Origin of the sequence: Cognatiyoonia koreensis (genome assembly GCF_900109295.1) — a bacterium.
GTDB lineage: Bacteria > Pseudomonadota > Alphaproteobacteria > Rhodobacterales > Rhodobacteraceae > Cognatiyoonia > Cognatiyoonia koreensis.
This window is the reverse complement of sequence record NZ_FOIZ01000001.1, coordinates 1,893,353-1,912,621: the sequence shown is the minus strand read 5'-3', so window position 1 is coordinate 1,912,621 and position 19,269 is coordinate 1,893,353. Positions and strand designations below refer to the sequence as shown.

The following is a 19,269-nucleotide window of genomic DNA, read 5'->3' as shown; positions in this document are numbered from 1 at the left end:
GCAGTTTGATGTGTCAGCTGCATGACAACCATGGCGTCGCAATGCGGGCAGTACAAAGAAAACCCCTTGCACCGGTTCAGCCCGTTTTGACGCGGGACCCGAATCGCCGTTCGTAAAGCGCGCGATATGCTTCGGCCGAAGCTGGCAAATGCGCACGAACCGCGGCGACTAGCGCTTCATGGGACGTTCCCCGCATCGCTTCGATGATTGCAAAGTGTTCCTGCACCACCTTCTGCATGTGTGCGGCGTCGTCGTATTTGACGACACGGATCGGCTGCGCGGCGCGGGCGTGGTTCCCGATGAGTTCGGCCAGCCGTGAATTGCCGCAGCACGAATACTGCACCTCGTGGAATTCCTGGTTCAGCCAAAAGACGGCGCGATAATCCTGATCGGCGACGGCCTTTTCATGGCGGCGTGCGATGTCGTCAAGTTGCGCAGCAATACGTGGATCACTGGGCAAGGGCGTGCGTTCGGCGGCGGCAGTTTCCAGAACGATCCGGACATCATAAAGCGCATCGACCTCGTCCGGCGTGAAGTCGACAACCTCTGCGCCACGGTTCGGCTTGCGGACCAGCAAACCACGCGCTTCGAGTGCCGCGATAGCGTTGCGAACAGCGTGTCTTTTGGCCCCATAGCGTTCCATGACGCGATCTTCGATGATTCGGTTCCCCGGGGCGTAGACGCCGAAGATGACATCGTTCTCCAAGTCCGTAACTAGCGTATCGGGCATTTCCAGCGTTCCATTTTGACCGGTCGCATCAGCGTAGCATGCCATGCGTCGCCGGTCCAAGATAGATTATCAATAATATTATTGACGAAACTGGTCAGCCATGTGTAGCGTGAGGAAGATTTTGGGAGGAACCTATGAAAAATTTATCCAGTACGATCGCAATCGCGGCTTCGCTTTGGGGTGCGCAGGCGCTTGCATGGGAAGCCACGGAAGGGCGGCCATTCGAGGGGCAGACCGTCAATGTGCTCGCCGTGAAATCAAGCCAATTCGAAGCCCACGAAGCGCGGCTTGCAGAATTCGAAGAGGCGACGGGCATCGATGTCGTCTACGACTACGTACCATTCCCGAACATGAAAGAAGCGCTGACCACCGAAATGGTCGCGGGCGGGGATTATGATGTCGTGTCGGTCATGGATCAGTGGGTCGTCTCGCTTCAGAACCTGATGACACCCATCGGCCCCGGCATCGAAGCGCAAGGCACGGACCTGAGCGACTTTCCCGCCGCGCACCTCCGTCATGGGATGCTGGATGGCGAACTGATCGGCCTGCCTGTTCGTGGTCACGTCCAGTTGCTGTTCTATCGTCCCGATCTTCTTGAAGCAGCCGGCGTCAACCCGCCGCAAACCTGGGAAGAAATGGTCACTGTGGCAAAAGCAGTGCAGGACAACACGGACGCTGCCGGCATCGCATTGCCCTATGGCAAGCTGAATGGCCAGAACCTTATGGTCTGGATGAACCTTCTGTGGGGCAACGGCGGTGATCTGTTTGACGCGGATGGCAGCCCTGCATTCAATTCCGACGCAGGCGTTGCAGCAACACAGACCTATGTCGGCTATATCGGCGAAGAAATCGTCCCGGCAGGCTCGGCTGTTTTTGTCGAACAGGACGCGGTCAACAGTTTCAAGCAGGGCAATTCTGCAATGTTGCCAGTGTGGTGGTGGGTGCGCTCTCAATTGACTGATCCGGAACAATCGACCCTCACAGCCGATCAGGTGGCATTCACGTCGCTACCATCTGTCGATGGGGCCGACCGCACGACATACACGAACACCTGGATATTCGGTGTGACCCAGGAATCCGACGCAAAGGATGCGGCAACCGAATTCCTCGGCTGGCTGACAGACCCGGCGCTGGAGCGTGAAGTCCTGCTTGATCCGGACCTCTCCGAAGTCGTCGCGGTGCATATGTCAAACCTCACCGACCCGGAAGTTAACGAACGTTGGGGCGGCATGCATCAAGCGGCTGCGGATGCATTGGCAACTGCCGAGGGCGTCGAATTCGGTGACGACTGGCCGCGCATCGCGCTGATCCTTGAAACGGCGATTTCCAGCCTCGCATCCGGTGAAGAATCCGATGTGCAGGCGGCGCTCGACAAGGCCGCAGAAGAAATCGCTGCAATCCGCTAACCTCCCTCGGGTCGGGCGGCATCTGTCGTCCGGCCCGCCTTTTCCCTGTTTTCCCGCGACCTGATGAAAGGTGACCCCCGTGAAAGACCGGCTGCTTCCCTATTGGTTGCTGATCCCCGCCTTCATTATCGTGTTGGCGACAACCATTTATCCGCTTGCCTATTCGTTCATCACTTCTTTTCGCGAATGGGATCTGACCGAAAGCCGCAGGCCCGGCGGTTTCGTCGGTTTTGACAACTACGTCTACGCCGCTTCTGAAAGTGCGTTTCTGAATTCGCTTTGGGTGACATTCATCTTTGTCATCACGAGCGTGGTGATGACAGTCATCCTCGCCATGGCCCTAGCCCTGCTGCTGCGGCGTAAAGGGCCGATGCACACATTTACCCGGATCATTCTGATCCTGCCTTTCGCGATGAGCCCGGCACTGATCGGTGTCAGCTATCGCTTCATGTTCAATCCCGAATTCGGCGTGCTCGCGCAAGGGCTCGGCGCGGTCTTCCCTGCTTTGCAAGGCGTGCCATGGCTTGCAGATCCCGACCTTGCAATGGCCATCCTTGTGCTGACAGACGTTTGGCACTGGACCCCATACATGACGTTCATGTGTCTCGGTGGTCTTGCCTCGATCCCGCGTGAAACCGAAGAAGCAGCACGGATCGACGGGGCGTCGAATCTGCGGATTGTCTTCGGGATTATCCTGCCCCAGATGCGCGGTGTGATCCTCGTGATGGCCGTACTGAAGACGATCTTTGCATTGAAAATGTTCGATCAGGTCGTGACCCTGACCGGCGGCGGGCCCGGCACATCCACCGAAACACTTGCCTATTTTATCTTCAACGTCGGTTTCCGCTGGTTCGACATGGGCTATGCTTCGGCGCTGGCGTGGATCCTGACGGCGATCATGATGTTCATCTCGATCTGGTATGTTCGCATGCTGCTCAGCGAAAGAAAGATGGCAACCGCATGAGACGCACACTTTCCTACATCGCCGAGCGGGCGCTGCTCTTGCTCATTTCCATCGTGGTTCTTTTCCCGATTGCGTGGATGTTCCTGACAGCCTTTAAACAGCCGCGCGACGCCTATTCACTTTCGCTGAATTTCGAACCGACGCTGCAGAATTTCGTCACCGTCTTTTCGGACCCGTGGAACCTTGGCAGTATGGTGATGAATTCGGTCATCGTCGCAACCGTTACTGTTGCGATCGCCGTGCCTTGTGCCGCGCTTGCCGCCTATTCCTTCTCGCGGTTTCGCGTAAAAGGGCGCAAATTCCTCTTCTTCCTGATCCTGTCGACACAGTTCATACCGGCTGTTGTGATCGTACTCCCGTTCTTCCTGATGTTCCGCCAGCTTGATCTGCTCGACACACGGATTGCACTGATCATCGTAAACCTCGCCATCGTCACACCCTTCGTGATCTGGATGATCAAGGGCTTCATCGACGCAATCCCGACGGACAGCGAAGAGGCGGCAATGATCGACGGCGCCTCGCGCTTGCGGGTCATCAAGGACATCGTGATGCCGATGGCAGCACCGGGAATCCTGACCTCTTCGATCTTCTGTTTCATCCTGACATGGAACGAATTTCTATTTGCGCTGATCCTGTCGCGGCGTGATGCGGTGACGCTGCCCGTGGGTTTGGTCAGCTTCCGCACCGAACGCGGCGATCTGTGGGAACTGATGAGCGCGGCTGGCGTGATGATCACGGTGCCGATCTTCATCATGGCCTTGTTCATCCAGAAACACTTTACGCGCGGCATGACGGCCGGCGCGGTCAAATAAAAGGAACGATCAAATGGCCGACGTCCGTCTTGTCGATATCGAAAAGAAGTATGGCAACTTCCTTGCCGTCCCAAAACAAAGCCTGACAATTCACGACGGTGAATTCCTTGTTCTGCTTGGTCCATCCGGCTGCGGCAAGACGACAACGATGCGCATGATCGCAGGGCTTGAGGACATCACATCCGGCGACATCATGATTAAGGGCGAGCGGATCAATGACAAACCGCCCAAGGATCGTGACATCGCAATGGTGTTCCAGAACTATGGGCTTTATCCGCACATGACCGTGCGCCAGAACATCGAATATCCGCTGAAACTGCGCGGCGTCAGCAAGGCTGAACGCAAGACGCGTGTTCAGGAAACGGCCGACAAGGTCGAGTTGGGTGCATTGCTGGACAGGCGGCCTTCGGAACTTTCAGGTGGTCAGCGCCAGCGTGTCGCCTTGGCCCGCGCGATTGTGCGCACTCCGAAAATTTTCCTGATGGACGAACCCCTGTCTAACTTGGATGCAAAGCTGCGTGTCAGCATGCGTGCGGAACTGAAGCATCTGCACCACGAATTGGGCGTCACCACAGTTTATGTGACGCACGATCAGATGGAGGCGATGACACTTGCAACCCGTGTCGCCGTCATGCGCGAAGGCAGGATCGTGCAACTGGACACGCCCAAGAAAATCTATGCTGAACCTGCCGACCTGTTCGTCGCCGGTTTCATCGGATCCCCTTCGATGAATCTGATCGACGGCGCTGTGAAAGACGGGGTTTTTCACGCTGACGGTGTAACACTTCCCGTGAATATTTCAGATCGTGACGGCGTCGTTCTGGGGATTCGACCGGAAGAGCTTGATATCACGCAGGACACGGATGCCCCTATCGGCGGAAAGCTTTATGCACTTGAACTCACAGGCGAAAGCACGCTGGTCACTCTGCGAAACGGGCCCGTGACTGCTTGCGCCCGTGGCCACGCCGATTTTGAAGCAGAAATCAATTCATCCTGTTACCTTGCGCCGAAACCCGGCAGCCGATTTCATCTGTTTGACCGCGCCACTGGCGAACGGCTTGACGGATAAGAACCGCGAAGGACATGACACAAATGACACCGATGACCCAGGAAATCGCCGAAGCGCGCCACATCAAACGGGACGATTATGTCTCTTGCACTGTCGCTTTTATTGATTGCAAGAAACCGGGATCGGACAGAAAGGAAAACTATTCGATAATCGGACCCGGCGTCACATCATCAGATGATCAGGTCATCAACCTGCCAGAAGCGCACGGCTTCAATATCGGCGCAGCTGCCATGCCGCACGGAATTACAAACAACCTGCACATCCATTTTACGGCAGAGGTGTTTATCGTGCAGCAGGGTGAATGGACATTCCGCTGGGGATCCAATGGCGAAAACGAAGTGACCGGACGCAAAGGTGACATTGTTTCTGTTCCGACATGGATATTCCGGGGCTTTACCAATGCGGGGCCGGATAATGGCTGGCTCTTCACTATCCTTGGTGGCGACAATACGGGCGGCGTCATCTTTCATCCCGATATTATTCGCGAGGCCGCAGACTACGGACTTTTCATCTCGTCTGAAAATCGCCTCATCGACACGTCGCGCGGCGACGTCGTTCCGCCGGAGAGCGAACGCATCCCGCCGATGCCCGACGAAGATGTTGCCGCACTGCGCGACGTGCCACGCGAAGAAATGATGACCCGCGTTGTTGCGGCTGACCAACGTGATTTCCGCCCGGCCTTCATCGATCAAAAGCTGTCAGAAGGCGGTGCTGAAATGGCACCTGTCATTGGCTACGGCATGACGCAAAACCGCGACCATGCCGCACCGATCACCAATCCCCACGGCTTTTCTGCCGAATGGATCAGGATCGCACCGGGACAATCGGTCGGGCCATTCATGCTGGATGAAAAGATAATATTGATTGTGCATGAAGGCCAGCTTCGCATTGATTACGAGGATGGCGGCGGCGCGTCTGTCACCGTAAATGCATGGGATACCTATTCAATCCCCGCTGGTATGTTCCGCACTCTATCGGTCGCTGGCGACAAGCCGGTAGAGGCGCTTGTCGTACTCAGTGGGGATCACCGCAAACGCCCCACTTTCGCGCCAGAAATTCTGAACGCGGCGTACGACGCGGGGCTTGGCCTTGATGCGAGCGGTTTCGTTGCGAAGGCCTCGCTTTTGCCAACATACGGGCGGGCAGGATGATGCGGCCAAACTCAATCCGCACGCGCCTTGCTGCGTCTCAGATCGTTGTGAACGGTTGGCTTTCGATTGCATCCGCCTATTCCGCCGAAGGGGTCGGGCACAGCGGCGTGCACGCCGTCACGATTGATCTTCAACATGGCATGCTGGGCTTTCCAGACGCGTTGGCGATGATCCAGGCGATTTCGGCGACACCTGCGACGCCGATGGTGCGTGTGCCGGACCTCGATCCAGCGCAGATCATGCATATGCTGGATGCCGGGGCCTACGGGATCATTTGCCCGATGATTTCGACGCCCGAACAGACCAAAACGCTTGTGGCGGCCTGTCGCTATCCGCCTGTCGGAAACCGCAGTTTCGGCCCTTCGCGCGGGCTGCTGTTTGGCGGACCGGATTACGTCGCACATGCAAACGAAACAGTCATGGCTATCCCGATGATTGAAACCGCCGAAGCGGTTGAGCGCATCGAAGAAATCCTCGATGTCGAAGGCGTCGACATGATTTATCTCGGGCCGAACGATCTGGCCTTCGCACTTGATGGACACGCTGGGCATCCACGCCCGAAATCCGAAGCCGCTTTGCTTCACGTCCTGAATGCGGCGACCCGGCGCGGCATTCCCGTCGGCATCTTCTGCGGGTCTGGTAAAGAAGCCCGCGCAAGGGTCGAACAGGGCTTCCGCCTTGTGACTCCCGGAAATGATTTTGCTCATCTGACCCGCAGCATGCGCGACAGCGTGCGGGTTGCTCTTGAAGACATAAGCCCCGAAGTTACTGCGCAAAATGGATATTCCTGACATCGCGCAAAGACCTTGGCTGTTGTTGCCAGGCACACTTTGCACAGCTTTTGTCTTTGATGGATTTCTTGATGATTTAGGCGTTCCGACCGCACATCGCATGGCTGTCGCGCTCGACCGGCCTTCAGTCGCCGACTATCAATCCGATTTCAAGGACCTGCCAGCGGACAGCATTGTTTGCGGTTTCTCTCTTGGTGCAATTGTCGCGGCACAATATGCGGACAGGATAAAACCGCACCAGTTGATCCTGTTCGGACTCAACCCGCACGCGGATGATCCGCGCAAGGAACAGTCCCGGCGTGATCTTGAACGGGATGTCATCGAAATGGGCGGTGCTGCGGCCCTGAAGTTGCGCCCGATGCAAATCCACGGTCAGCAACCGGACAAAACGCGGGATGCGATCTACGCCATGGCTGAGGCCTCCAGTCAACTGATCACGGCACAGACCGCACTTGCACTGAACCGCCCAAGCGCCTTGCCGGCTTTGGCCAGATCAACAATGCCTGTGCTGTCACTGACAGGCACGCTGGATCAAAGCGCGCCGCCATCGCAAGGCATCGCCGCCGCAGAGGCCGCACCGCGCGGAACTTTTCGCGAACTTGACGGATTGGGACATTTCGCCTTGATCGAAGACCCGGCTGCATGTGCAATGGCGGTCAAGCAATTGATGGATGCGGCCTGACATGTTGCCACTTATGCGCGCAAGGATACCATCGCGCACTTGCGCAACATTACCAGACGCGACATTTCATTCAGCGAATGGCTTCACGGCGGCCGGGATAAGGGCAAACAAATGAGCGGCACTCTTTTCGGCGTAATTGCTGACGATTTCACCGGTGCAACTGATATTGCGGGGCTGTTATCGCGGGCGGGCGTCAAGGTATCTTTGCGGATCGGTGTGCCAAGCGAACAGCCGTCACAAACCAGTCCGTTCGAGGTGATCGCACTCAAATCGCGCACTGCTCCGGTGGCAGAAGCTGTCGCCGAAACCCGCGCAGCCCTTCGCTGGTTGCAAAGCGCGGGTGCTACACGTTTCTTCTGGAAATATTGTTCAACCTTCGACAGCACCGCCGAAGGCAACATCGGCCCGGTGGCAGAGGCGTTGATGGCTGACCTTAACACGGACCAAACAGTCTACTGCCCGGCATTTCCGGAAAATGGTCGCTCTGTGTTCATGGGAAATCTGTTTGTCGGGCAACAGCTTTTGTCCGAAAGCCCGATGAAGGACCATCCGCTGACCCCGATGCGGGACAGCAACCTGATGCGCCTCCTTGCGCCGCAAGTCACCAAACCTGTTGGATTGACCGACCGTTTGACGGTGGCGCAAGGCGTGAAGGCAGTGCAATCCAGTCTGGCAAGCCACCGCCAAGAAGGCATAGCCCATGTCATCGTTGATGCAGTCGCCAACGCTGACCTCGCCATCATTGCGGAGGCGTGTCGCGATATGCCGCTGATGACAGGCGGCTCTGCCCTCGCAATGCCGTTGCCAGCGATCTATTTGGCCGACGGGCTTCTAGCGGCTGATGCCCCGAAACGACATGATCGCAAGGTCGGCCCGCAGACGATAGTCCTTTCTGGGAGTTGTTCAGCAATGACCAACGCACAAGTCGATGCCTACCGCGAAACTGGTGCGCCGAATTTTCAACTCGATCCATTCGAACTCGCACAGACTGGGCCAGACCCTGTCCTGACATGGCTTGCAGATCAGGATCTTGCGCGCGCCCCGATGATTTATGCGACAGCAAAGCCCGAAAGCGTAAAGGCAGCGCAGCAGAAGTTGGGCGTGACGCAAGCCGGAGAGCTGATTGAAAGCACGCTCGCTGCCTGCGCAGTCGCGGCGCTGGATCAAGGGGCGGCACGGATCATCGTGGCGGGTGGCGAAACCTCTGGGGCAGTGACCAAGGCGCTCCAGGTGACACAACTTGATATCGCGACCGAAATTGCACCCGGCGTCCCGTGGAGTTTTTGCACCTCAGAGGGACGTGACATTGCACTGGCGTTGAAATCGGGCAATTTTGGTGCGGCTTCGTTCTTCAGCGACGCGCAAACCAAACTGGACACACTATGAGCACGGAAGCCACCCTGCGTGAGCACATCTGCCTTCTCGCAAAATCGATGTTCGACCGTGGGCTGACGGGCGGCAGCACAGGTAATATTTCTGCACGCACGCCGGATGGTGGCTTGCTGGTGTCGCCGACCGGGACAAGCTTCGGACGGCTTGATCCCGGGCGGCTAAGTAAGTTCGACGCCACGGGAACACTGATCGACGGCGATCCGCCGACAAAGGAAATGCCGTTGCATAGTGCGTTCTATGACACGCGCGCGACAGCGGGTGCGGTCGTGCATCTGCATTCCTGTCATTCGGTGGCCCTGTCCATGATGCCAGATGCAAACGCGGATGATTTCCTGCCGCGCCTCACACCTTATGCAATCATGAAGCTGGGCAAGGTCAAACTGCTGCCCTTCTTCTTGCCCGGTGACACAGCGATGGGCGAGGCGGTGCGCGGTTTGGCGGGTAAACGCTCTGCGGTCATGCTGGCCAATCACGGTCCGGTCGTGGCTGGCAGGGACGTTGAAGCCGCGTGCAATGCGATCGAAGAACTCGAAGATACGGCCCGGCTTGCAATGATGACGCGCGGCATGGACCCGCGTGGCCTGACGGAACAGGACGTGCAAAGAGTAGTCACAACCTTTGATGTGGAATGGGACTGATGCGATTTTCAGCGAACCTCGGGTTCTTATGGTCAGAGCTTGCATTGCCCGACGCGATCCGGGCCGCCAAGTCTGCAGGGTTCGACGCCGTGGAATGTCATTGGCCCTATGACACACCGTCAGAGAAGGTGGCCGCTGCACTTGCCGACACCGATCTCAAGATGCTTGGCCTGAACACGCGTCGCGGAGATGTTGCGGCGGGCGAAAACGGGCTGTCAGCCCTGACCGGCCGCGTAGAAGAGGCCCGTGCGGCAATCGACGAAGCGATCGCGTATGGTGCCGCGATCGGGGCAGGGGCCGTTCATGTCATGGCAGGCTTTGCTGGCGGTACGGGTGCGCATGACTGCTTCGTGAAAAACCTGAAGTATGCCGCAGATCAGGCAGCGCAGCATGGGATGACCATCCTGATCGAACCGCTGAACAAATATGACGCTCCGGGCTACTTCCTGACGACGACGGATCAGGCCGTTAACCTGATCGAAACGGTTGGAACAAACAATCTCAAGCTAATGTTTGATTGCTATCACGTGCAACTGATGGAAGGCGATCTAACGCACCGGTTGCAGAAGCTGCAGCCCCATATCGGGCACATCCAGTTTGCGTCTGTGCCCGACCGCGGTCCGCTTGATCAGGGAGAGATCAATTACGGCCACGTATTCGACGTCATCGCATCGCTTGATTACGACGCACCTCTCGGCGCGGAATACAAACCGAATGGTCCAACTGAGAAGACGCTTGGCTGGCTGGCAGATATCCGCCGTTAGACTGCCTAATCCGCAGCGCATCACTTTGACTGATAGAGATTTGCTGGTCAGGCGTGCCATAACAAGCCCGCGTACAGGCGCAAAACACGCTCATTTGCAGTTAAGACCACGCGATACTGCTTGATTCGTCCGCGATATCGGCCTGTTCCTTTCGCGCGTATCCAAAAGCCAACTGTCTATTAGACAGAATGTCGCATGTTATTTTTTCGCAACGCTCCTTTGCAGAATATGTATTAACAAAAACTTAACAGAAGAAACCCTTGAACCCGAATCCGTGCTCTGGTCCGTTTGCAAAAAACACATTTCGTGCAGTGGGGATCGCGCAGTCATGTCATTTAAAAAACTGGCCAATGCGGCTCGCGCCCTTTTGGCGTCTACTCCATCAACCAATATCCGGACGCAGCAGAAGTCCCTCATTAAATCTCGTCCCATTCGGCCACAAAGCGACACGTACGAGCGTAGAGTGAAGAAAAGTGCATTTGCGCCAAGCTTGCGATCACTCTGCGTTGGCCTGATCGGTCTGCTCCCGATTGCAGCACACGCGCAGCAATTGACCATTCAGACACCCTCCAGCCTTTCAACGCGCGGTTCTGGCCAAGGCGAACGCGCCATTTTCGCGAATGCTGCCACCGTTGCTGGTGTCGGGACCGTCGATCTTGTGCTCGAAGTCATTCAGGCGACGCGAGATCACCGGATACAGATCATCGGGGGGCGGCCCGCGATCCGGTCAAATGGTCAAGATGATGTGTGGCTGCGCTTGTCGATTTTCGCGGCAGGCACGTATGATTTCGATGACGCAACTGCCGGCGTGCCTGTCGTGGCGGATGCGTTCATTCAGATCAATGATGTTGATGGCCCCAATAACGAGGAGGTGTTCGCCCCGGTATGTGGTGGCGATGTTCAATTCGTGCGGATTGACTTAGATGCCACCACAGGACGTGATTTTGGAACGGTCGCGGGGCGCCCCGAGATTTTCTCGTTGCTGGGCGATAAAAACTACAACAGCCAGCCCGAGTCAGGGCTTGAAATCTCTTATGGTCCTGCATCGCAGTTCGAATTCGGCCGCACGGCCAATAGCGGCTTTTTCATTATCTTCAACAACCCGACTTACACCGCGTTCAATACGTTCGACTATGAATGCGCCGATTTTGTCCCACCTGTCGCTGTCGATGACTCTGAAACCGGGACAACAGACACACCGGTTGTGCTGAGCATTCTCGACAATGATTCAATCGCGACAGCCAACGACAATGGCCCGAACAACAACAGCCAACTGGCTTCCGAATTCGGACGACAGACCATCAGCCTCGTGCCCCCGGCGGGTGTCACTCCCACCTTGGATGCTGACGGCGATGTGATTGGCTTTACTATACCGGGCGAAGGCGAGTGGGCTGTCGATGACAACACTGGCAATGTGACCTTTACGCCTGTTCCCGGCTTCTTTGGCCCGGCGACAGAGATTGACTACACGTTCGAGAATGGCTTGGGCGTTTCGTCGAATGTGGCAACAATTTCAGTTGTTTATCCACCTGCGCCAATCTTGGCCCAAGACGACGTCCTTGCAGACCCGGTTGATGCCGGATCAACGCAAACGGGCGTCCTTGATCTGCTGGTCAGCAACGGCTCTGGCCCTGACACGCTCAACAGCGTGCCGGTCACATCCGCTAATGTCACCACTGTCGTCAATTCGGGTTCAAGCATTCCCCAAGGATTTACGCTGAACTCAGACGGCACTGTCGACGTTGCCGCAGGCACGGCCCCCGGAACATACAACTTCGACTATGACCTTTGCGAAATTGCGGTGCCGACAAATTGTGACACGGCAACTGCCACCATTACGGTTGGCGAACCGGGTATTGGTGTCGTCAAGACATCGGCATTTGCGGATGATGGCGATTCAGACGGATTTGCTGATGCCGGTGAAACGATAAATTACACGTTCACAGTTACGAACACCGGTGACTTCCCGCTAGAAACAGTTTCGGTTTCCGAAGTGAGTTTTTCTGGTGCTGGGACCCTGCCAGCGCCAACGTTCAGCGGAGGAGACACGAACGGGAACAGTCAGCTTGATCTGACCGAAACCTGGACATTTACCGCCGCCTACACATTGGCACCGGCTGATATCACATCCGGAACGATAACCAACCTTGCACGCGCCGATGGCGCGAGTCCCAATGGCACCCCTGCAACCGACCAATCGGACAGCGGTAACGCTGGCGATGGCAACGGAATAGGGACGCCGGGCACGGGCGTCGGCAATGACGACCCGACTACGACGCGAATTGTGTCTCCGGCACTGGAAGTTCTAAAGACCGCAGCCCCTGCGCTCAGCACCCCGCCTGCTGTGGGTGATACGATCACGTACACCATTACGGTTGAAAATACCGGCAATGTCACGCTGGCGGATGTAACCCCAGCGGATACTTTGACGGATGCGAATGGCGGCGCTCTGGCATTGACGACACCGGTTACACTGACGTCCGAGAGCATCACCACGAACGGCCTTCTCGATATCGGTGAGACCATTACCTATACTGCGACCTTCGATCTGACCCAGGATGCGATTGCGGCGGGCGGTGTGTCCAACACGGCCGTTTCTACGGGCAACCCGGTCGAAACCGATGGCACGGACATCCCGGGTGTTCCCGACGTGACCGACACGTCTGACGACCCCACCGATACGACGGATACCGTCCCGGCCGGCGAAGACGGTCCCGGTGATCCAACCGTCACGTTGCTAGACCGTGTTGCCGACCTGCGGCTTGAAAAAACGGCTGTGACAAGCCTCAGCAGCCCACCCGCCGTGGGCGACACGATTGATTACACGATTACAGTTGTAAACACGGGTAATGTAGCGCTGGCCGATGTGACCCCCGTGGATACGCCGATCGAACGCGATGGCGACGTCACTGCCTTGACGACTTCCGTCACCGAAGACAGCGAAAGCGTTACCGACAACGACATTCTCGATATCGGCGAAACGATCACCTATCTTGCCAGTGTCGCGCTGACACAGGACATGATCGATTCCGGCGGTCTGGATAACGTCGCGATCTCGACGGGCAATCCTGTCGACAGTGCGGGCAACGATATTGCTGACCTCGATGACGTGTCTGATACCGCCGACGATCCTGCCGATACGGAAAACGAAGATCCAAACAGCGATGGCAATCCCGGTGATCCAACCTCGACCGATTTCACCCGTACACCAGCGCTCGAAGTGACAAAGGCTGCTGCCGCCGCGTTCAGCACCCCCGCACAGGAAGGTGACCTGATCACCTATACGATCGCGGTCGTGAATACGGGCAACGTCACGCTCGGGAATCTTGATCTGGACGACACATTCACCGACGCGAACGGCGATCCACTCGCGCTGACTTCTGGTCCTACTGAAGTCAGCGAAAGCGAAACGGACAACGACTTGCTCGAAGTCGGTGAAACCATCACCTACACCGCGACATTCGAACTGACCCAAAGCGCCATCGAAGCAGGCGGGGTTGAGAACGCCATTGACGTGACCGGCACGCCCGTGTCCGAAGGTGGCGATCCGATTCCGGGTCTCACACCTGTAACGGATACATCCGATGATCCGGCAGATACGACAGACACTGTGCCGTCCGGGCAGACATCGCCGGGCGATCCGACGATTACGTCGATTGCGATCACGCCCGATCTGCGGCTCGAAAAAACCGCATCCGCTGCGCTTTCCACACCGCCTGCGGTCGGCGATCTGATTACCTACACAATCACAGTCGTAAACACTGGCAACGTCGCACTTGCAGATATCACGCCCGTGGATACGCTGACCGATCTGAATGATGATCCGCTGACACTGACGTCGGGGCCCACTGAAGTCAGCGAAAGCGATACCGATGACGACATCCTGCAGGTCGGTGAATCGATCACCTTTGAGGCAACGTTCGAACTGACGCAGCAGGCGATCACGGCTGGCGGCGTGCTGAACGAAGCGGTTTCGACCGGCAATCCGGTGGACGAAGACGGAAACGACATTCCCGGTCTGGACGATGTGACCGATACAGCGGACGATCCGACAAACCCCGATAACACTGATCCGAACGGCGACGGCAATCCCGGCGACCCGACACAAACGCTGCTGACGCAGGTTCCAGATCTGCGCCTGACGAAAGTCGCAGACACAACTGCACTAAGTGCACCCCCCGTCAGCGGCGACGTGATTACATACACGATCGAGGTGGTGAACACCGGCAACGTCCCGCTTGGGGATGTGACACCAGTCGACACGCTGACAGATGCGAACGGCGATCCGCTGGCGCTGACGTCCGGTCCGACGGAAGTCAGCGAAAGCCTGACTGACGACGATATCCTCGAAGTCGGCGAAACGATCACCTATGAGGCCACGTTCGCACTCGATACGCAGGCTCTTGATGCCGGTGGTGTGGAAAACTCAGCCGTTTCCACGGGTAACCCCGTTGATTCAGACGGCAATGATATTCCGGGTTTGACGGATGTCAGCGATACATCTGACGATCCGGCGGAAACCGCCGATGAAGACCCGAACGGCGACGGCAATCCTGGCGATCCGACAGTAACTCCGCTGGACCAGAACCCTGCATTGCAACTGACAAAGTCGGTTGCAGGCATTCGTGATGTCAACGGCAACGGCTTCACCGACGCAGGCGATATCATCGACTATACCTTCCGTGTGGAAAACACCGGTAACGTAACGCTGACAGACGTGACGGTCGATGATGTGCTTGCAGATGTGTCAGGCACCGCAATCGATCTGGCAGTTGGTGCATTTGACGACACGACCTTCACCGCGACCTACGTCGTCGATGATGATGATATTGCTGCCGGCGGCGTTGAAAACACGGCGACTGCCACAGGCACGCCACCCCCACCGGCAGGCGGCGGGACACCAACACCTGTCAGCGATACATCCGACACCGGCGAAGGTTCTGAAACAACAAACGATCCCGATCTTGGTGAGCCCGGTGACCCGAATGGCACGGATGACGATGATGGCGATCCGACAAATGACCCTACTGTCGCGTTGTTCACACCCGAACCCCGGATTTCCGTGATCAAATCGGTTGCCTCGCTTGTCGACACCAACGCCAACGGACTGATCGATGAAGGCGACCGCGTGCTCTACAGCTTTACCGTGACAAACACCGGGAACGTCGCACTTGCTGGTGTCACGATAGACGACGACATCGTGCCCGTTGACGGGGGTCCGATCGCCCTTGGCATCGGCGCGACAGATACGGCAACGTTCACGGCTGATTACGAAATCACGTCTGATGATGTCGACGCGGGTGCAGTCGAAAACACGGCAACCGCGTCCGGCAATGCTGTCGACAGCGACGGCAATCCGATCAACGACGATGATGATGAACAGCTGCGGGCAGAAGACACCTCCGACGCTGGCACAGCACCTGGTCTGGACGATACGGGCACGCCGGTCGCCATTCCCGACCCCGAAAACACCGAAACACCAGACGCAGGCGGTGCGACCGACGGTGAGGCAGACAACGATTCGACAGTCTTCTTCATCCCGAACCCGCAACTCAGCCTGATCAAATCCGTAGGCACCGTACTTGATAGCAACGGCGACGGTCAGTTCGGCGGTGAAGACGATTTCATCACCTACACTTTCACCGTGCGCAACACCGGCAACACCGATCTCGAAGGCGTGACAATCGACGATCCGCTCTTCTCGGTTGATGGCGGGCCGATTGATTTGGCGATCGGGGCAGGGGACTCGGTCACCTTTACCGGCCAGTATCAGGTCACCGATGACGATATTGACCGCGGCTATGTCGAAAACTCTGCCGAAGCGACAGGCGATGCGACGCTGAATGGTGCACCTGTATACGGGCCGCTCGGTACGCCACAGCAAGCGACGGATACCTCCGACAGCGGAACAGACCCGAATGCAGAGGCCATCGACGATCCGGAGAACACCGAAACCCCCGATGGCCAAGGCAATACCGATGGCATCAACGACAATGATCCGACCGTTACCAACGTCCCTGCAAACCCGATCCCAAGCTTGTCGGTCATCAAATCCATCACGGACGTTGCCGACACAAACGGATCGGGCATCACCGATGCGGGCGATACGCTGACCTACGGCTTTGTGGTGACGAACACCGGTAACGTGGCGCTTGCGGATGTGGCCATCACTGACCCCCGTGTCGGGCCGATCACGGGCACAATCTCTCTTGGTGTCGGTGAAAGCGACGACGCGACGTTCAGCGCGACCGCCATCATCACTGATGCTGAGGCTGCACAGGGTTACATCGAAAACACAGCAAGTGCCGAAGGCGGCGCGGTGAACGGTGCAGGTAATCCGATCAGAAACCCCGATACCAGCGAACAACTGATCGCGACTGCGACATCCGATGCAGGCAGCGAACCGCGTGCCGCACCGAACAGCACACCTGACCCGATTGCCGATCCGGCAGGTACTGAAACCGTCGATGGAATTGGTGAAACGAATGGCAACCTGACAGACGATCCAACCGTCCTGTTCCTGCCAGATCCGGATGTCAGCCTGATCAAATCCGTGGTTGCCGTACTTGATAGCAATGGTGACGGATTGTTCGGCGGTCTGGATGATGAAATCACCTATGGGTTCGTCGTAACCAACACCGGCAACACACCTTTGGAAGGACTAACGATCAACGATCCGACCGCGACGGTGTCCGGCGGGCCGATTGATCTGGCTGTGGGCGGTGTTGATACGACATCCTTCACCGCAACCAAGATCGTGACGGCTGCCGATCTGACGCAGGGCTATGTGGAAAACACAGCAGAGGCCACTGGCACTCCGCTTGATCCGACGGGCACGCCTGTTCTTGATGGCAGCGGTGCGCCTGTGGTGGTCTTAGATACATCTGATACTGGAAGCGACCGTGCGGGCGATCCCGTTTTCAATCCCGAAGCGACGGAAACACCAGATGGCCAAGGCGATACCGATGGCGACACAAGCAACGACCCGACGGTTGTGTCGGTGCCTGCAGCAGCCGATCCCGAAGTCAGCTTGATCAAATCGGTCGCAGATGTGACTGACACGAATGGCGATCAGGTGCGCGGCAACGCGGACGACGTCGTCACCTACAGCTTTGATGTCACGAACACCGGCAACACCGATCTGGTCGATGTAATTGTGAACGACCCGCTTTTGGGAGGCATCGTCGGAACCATTGCAAACCTTCCAATCGGCGCAACGGAAAGTCTGACAGCAACCTACACGCTGACAGACGACGACGTGACGCGCACCTTCGTCGAGAACTCGGCAACTGCAACAGGCGATGCGGTTAACTCGTCGGGGGCACCGCTACTTGATCCGGCAACGGGTGATCAGCTAACTGCAACGGATGCGTCCGATACGGGCACCGATCCGGAAACTGCCAACATCGGCAATCCGGAAGGCACAGAAACCAGCGACGGAGACGGTGGGACGGATGGCAATCCGACCAACGATCCGACAGTCCTGATCGTGCCGTTGGAACCTTCCGGTGCATCGGTCTCAGGGATCGTCTTCCTTGACGTGAACGAAAACGGCGTCTTCGAAAACGGAATTGATACATTGCTCGCGGGCTATGTCGTCGAACTGACCGATGCAGACGGCAACGTAATCGGACGCGCAACAACAGGACCTAACGGATCTTACGAAATCGCAGGCTTTCCTGTGTCCAATGACAATACACTTACTTTTATCGACCCCGAGACGGGTGAGGTCATCGGCACGATTGGCGATCTCGACTTTATCGACACGCCGAACCTGTCAAATCAAAATCAGGCTGTCCTTGCAGAAGAACCGGCAGATCTGGTGTTGCGCAAAACATCGCCCGTTGATGATGTCATCATCGGTCAGGCCGTGCCTTACGAAATCACGCTGACAAATACCGGTACGACAGCAGCAGGCAACGTGACGATCACGGACACATTGCCGCGCGGAATGTTGTTCATCGAAGGGTCGGCAACGGTTGATGGCGGTGACGCAAATCCAACCGTGCAGGGACAGACGCAGACCTTCACCGGTATCAACGTACCTGGCGGTTCCAGCGTAACAATCCAGCTAAGCGCACGTGTGCTAGGATCGGCCCCAGTGGGCGAACTCGTAAACGCGGCAAACGCGCTTGATGGGTCCACCGGCGAACGGCTGACACCAACGGCGACAGCAACAGTTCGCCGCCGTCCAGAAGCGGTGTTTGATTGCACCGACATCATAGGAAAGGTCTTCAACGACCGGAACATGAACGGCTACCAGGATGGTCAGCAGCAAGTGGACCGCAGCCTCATCACCGACCAGGACTACTTCGTGAACGGCAAGATCGAAAAGGCGGCACCCGTGATCTCGACCGAAGAACCCGGTATTCCGGGCGTACGTCTGGTCACGCCGACAGGCACAATCATCACGACAGATGAATACGGCCGCTATTCGGTGCCATGTGCGGAATTGCCATCCAGCATCGGTTCGAACTTTATCCTGAAGCTCGACACACGGTCACTGCCAACAGGCTTTCGCGTGACAACCGAGAACCCGCGCAGCATGCGGGTTACGGCGGGGATCATGGCTGAAATGAACTTCGGCGCATCGATTGGCCGTGTCGTGGATGTGGACCTGACCGCTGCGGCGTTCGTTCCGGGGCAGATTGAACCTGTCGACAGGCTCGAAGCCGGGGTGCGTAACCTGCTGGCACAAGTGGCCGATACACCGTCGATCATCCGCATCTCCTATTACGAGGGCGGGGAAGGCAACGATGCAGCACGTGCGCGCCTTGATGCGGTCGAAGACATGATCGAAGAGCAATGGCGTGAGATCGGCAATTACAGATTGATCATCGAAAAAACCGTGAAGCGGCTGCAGTGAGGAT

At 57.2% G+C, this 19,269-nt stretch carries 12 protein-coding genes; 11 read left to right on the top strand and 1 reads right to left on the bottom strand.

What is annotated here, in order from left to right; translation table 11 throughout:
* Nucleotides 1-76 precede the first annotated feature (76 nt).
* Nucleotides 77-775: a GntR family transcriptional regulator gene (locus BMY44_RS09465; protein ID WP_089993198.1), complete on the bottom strand. Its 699-nt coding sequence runs from the start codon at nucleotides 773-775 to the stop codon at nucleotides 77-79.
* Between the two features lie 89 nt (nucleotides 776-864).
* Between BMY44_RS09465 and BMY44_RS09460 the strand changes: the two genes are divergently transcribed.
* The 11 genes from BMY44_RS09460 (at nucleotide 865) to BMY44_RS09410 (ending at nucleotide 19,265) form a co-directional block, all read left to right on the top strand.
* Nucleotides 865-2,136, top strand: coding sequence for an ABC transporter substrate-binding protein (locus tag BMY44_RS09460; RefSeq protein ID WP_089993195.1), 1,272 nt, complete (start codon nucleotides 865-867; stop codon nucleotides 2,134-2,136).
* Nucleotides 2,137-2,215: 79 nt separating this feature from the next.
* Entirely contained in the window at nucleotides 2,216-3,100 is an 885-nt protein-coding gene (locus BMY44_RS09455) for a carbohydrate ABC transporter permease (RefSeq protein ID WP_089993193.1), read from the top strand.
* Nucleotides 3,097-3,912 carry a carbohydrate ABC transporter permease gene (locus BMY44_RS09450; RefSeq protein ID WP_089993190.1) on the top strand — a complete coding sequence of 272 codons (816 nt, stop codon included), beginning with the start codon at nucleotides 3,097-3,099 and terminating at the stop codon, nucleotides 3,910-3,912. Before BMY44_RS09455 ends, BMY44_RS09450 begins: the two co-directional genes overlap by 4 nt.
* Before the next feature lie 13 nt (nucleotides 3,913-3,925).
* Nucleotides 3,926-4,981, top strand: a complete 1,056-nt coding sequence (locus tag BMY44_RS09445) for an ABC transporter ATP-binding protein (protein WP_089993186.1) — start codon at nucleotides 3,926-3,928, stop codon at nucleotides 4,979-4,981.
* 23 nt (nucleotides 4,982-5,004) lie between these two features.
* Nucleotides 5,005-6,132 (top strand): cupin domain-containing protein, encoded by a 1,128-nt coding sequence (locus BMY44_RS09440; RefSeq protein ID WP_089994765.1) that lies wholly within the window; start codon nucleotides 5,005-5,007, stop codon nucleotides 6,130-6,132.
* The gene (locus BMY44_RS09435; protein ID WP_242650515.1) at nucleotides 6,129-6,923 is read left to right on the top strand and encodes an HpcH/HpaI aldolase family protein; all 795 of its coding nucleotides are present in this window, start codon (nucleotides 6,129-6,131) and stop codon (nucleotides 6,921-6,923) included. Before BMY44_RS09440 ends, BMY44_RS09435 begins: the two co-directional genes overlap by 4 nt.
* Entirely contained in the window at nucleotides 6,910-7,605 is a 696-nt protein-coding gene (locus BMY44_RS09430; protein ID WP_089993183.1) for an alpha/beta fold hydrolase, read from the top strand. The genes BMY44_RS09435 and BMY44_RS09430 overlap by 14 nt, the downstream gene beginning before the upstream one ends.
* Before the next feature lie 111 nt (nucleotides 7,606-7,716).
* On the top strand, nucleotides 7,717-8,991 hold the full coding sequence (gene otnK / locus BMY44_RS09425; RefSeq protein WP_089993180.1) for a 3-oxo-tetronate kinase: 1,275 nt from the start codon (nucleotides 7,717-7,719) through the stop codon (nucleotides 8,989-8,991).
* Nucleotides 8,988-9,635, top strand: coding sequence for a 3-oxo-tetronate 4-phosphate decarboxylase (otnC, locus tag BMY44_RS09420; RefSeq protein ID WP_089993178.1), 648 nt, complete (start codon nucleotides 8,988-8,990; stop codon nucleotides 9,633-9,635). Before otnK ends, otnC begins: the two co-directional genes overlap by 4 nt.
* Complete coding sequence (locus BMY44_RS09415; RefSeq protein ID WP_089994760.1) at nucleotides 9,635-10,399, top strand: hydroxypyruvate isomerase family protein; 765 nt, start codon at nucleotides 9,635-9,637, stop codon at nucleotides 10,397-10,399. The genes otnC and BMY44_RS09415 overlap by 1 nt, the downstream gene beginning before the upstream one ends.
* A 490-nt stretch (nucleotides 10,400-10,889) precedes the next feature.
* Entirely contained in the window at nucleotides 10,890-19,265 is an 8,376-nt protein-coding gene (locus tag BMY44_RS09410) for a DUF7507 domain-containing protein (RefSeq protein WP_165611810.1), read from the top strand.
* Nucleotides 19,266-19,269: the final 4 nt, after the last annotated feature.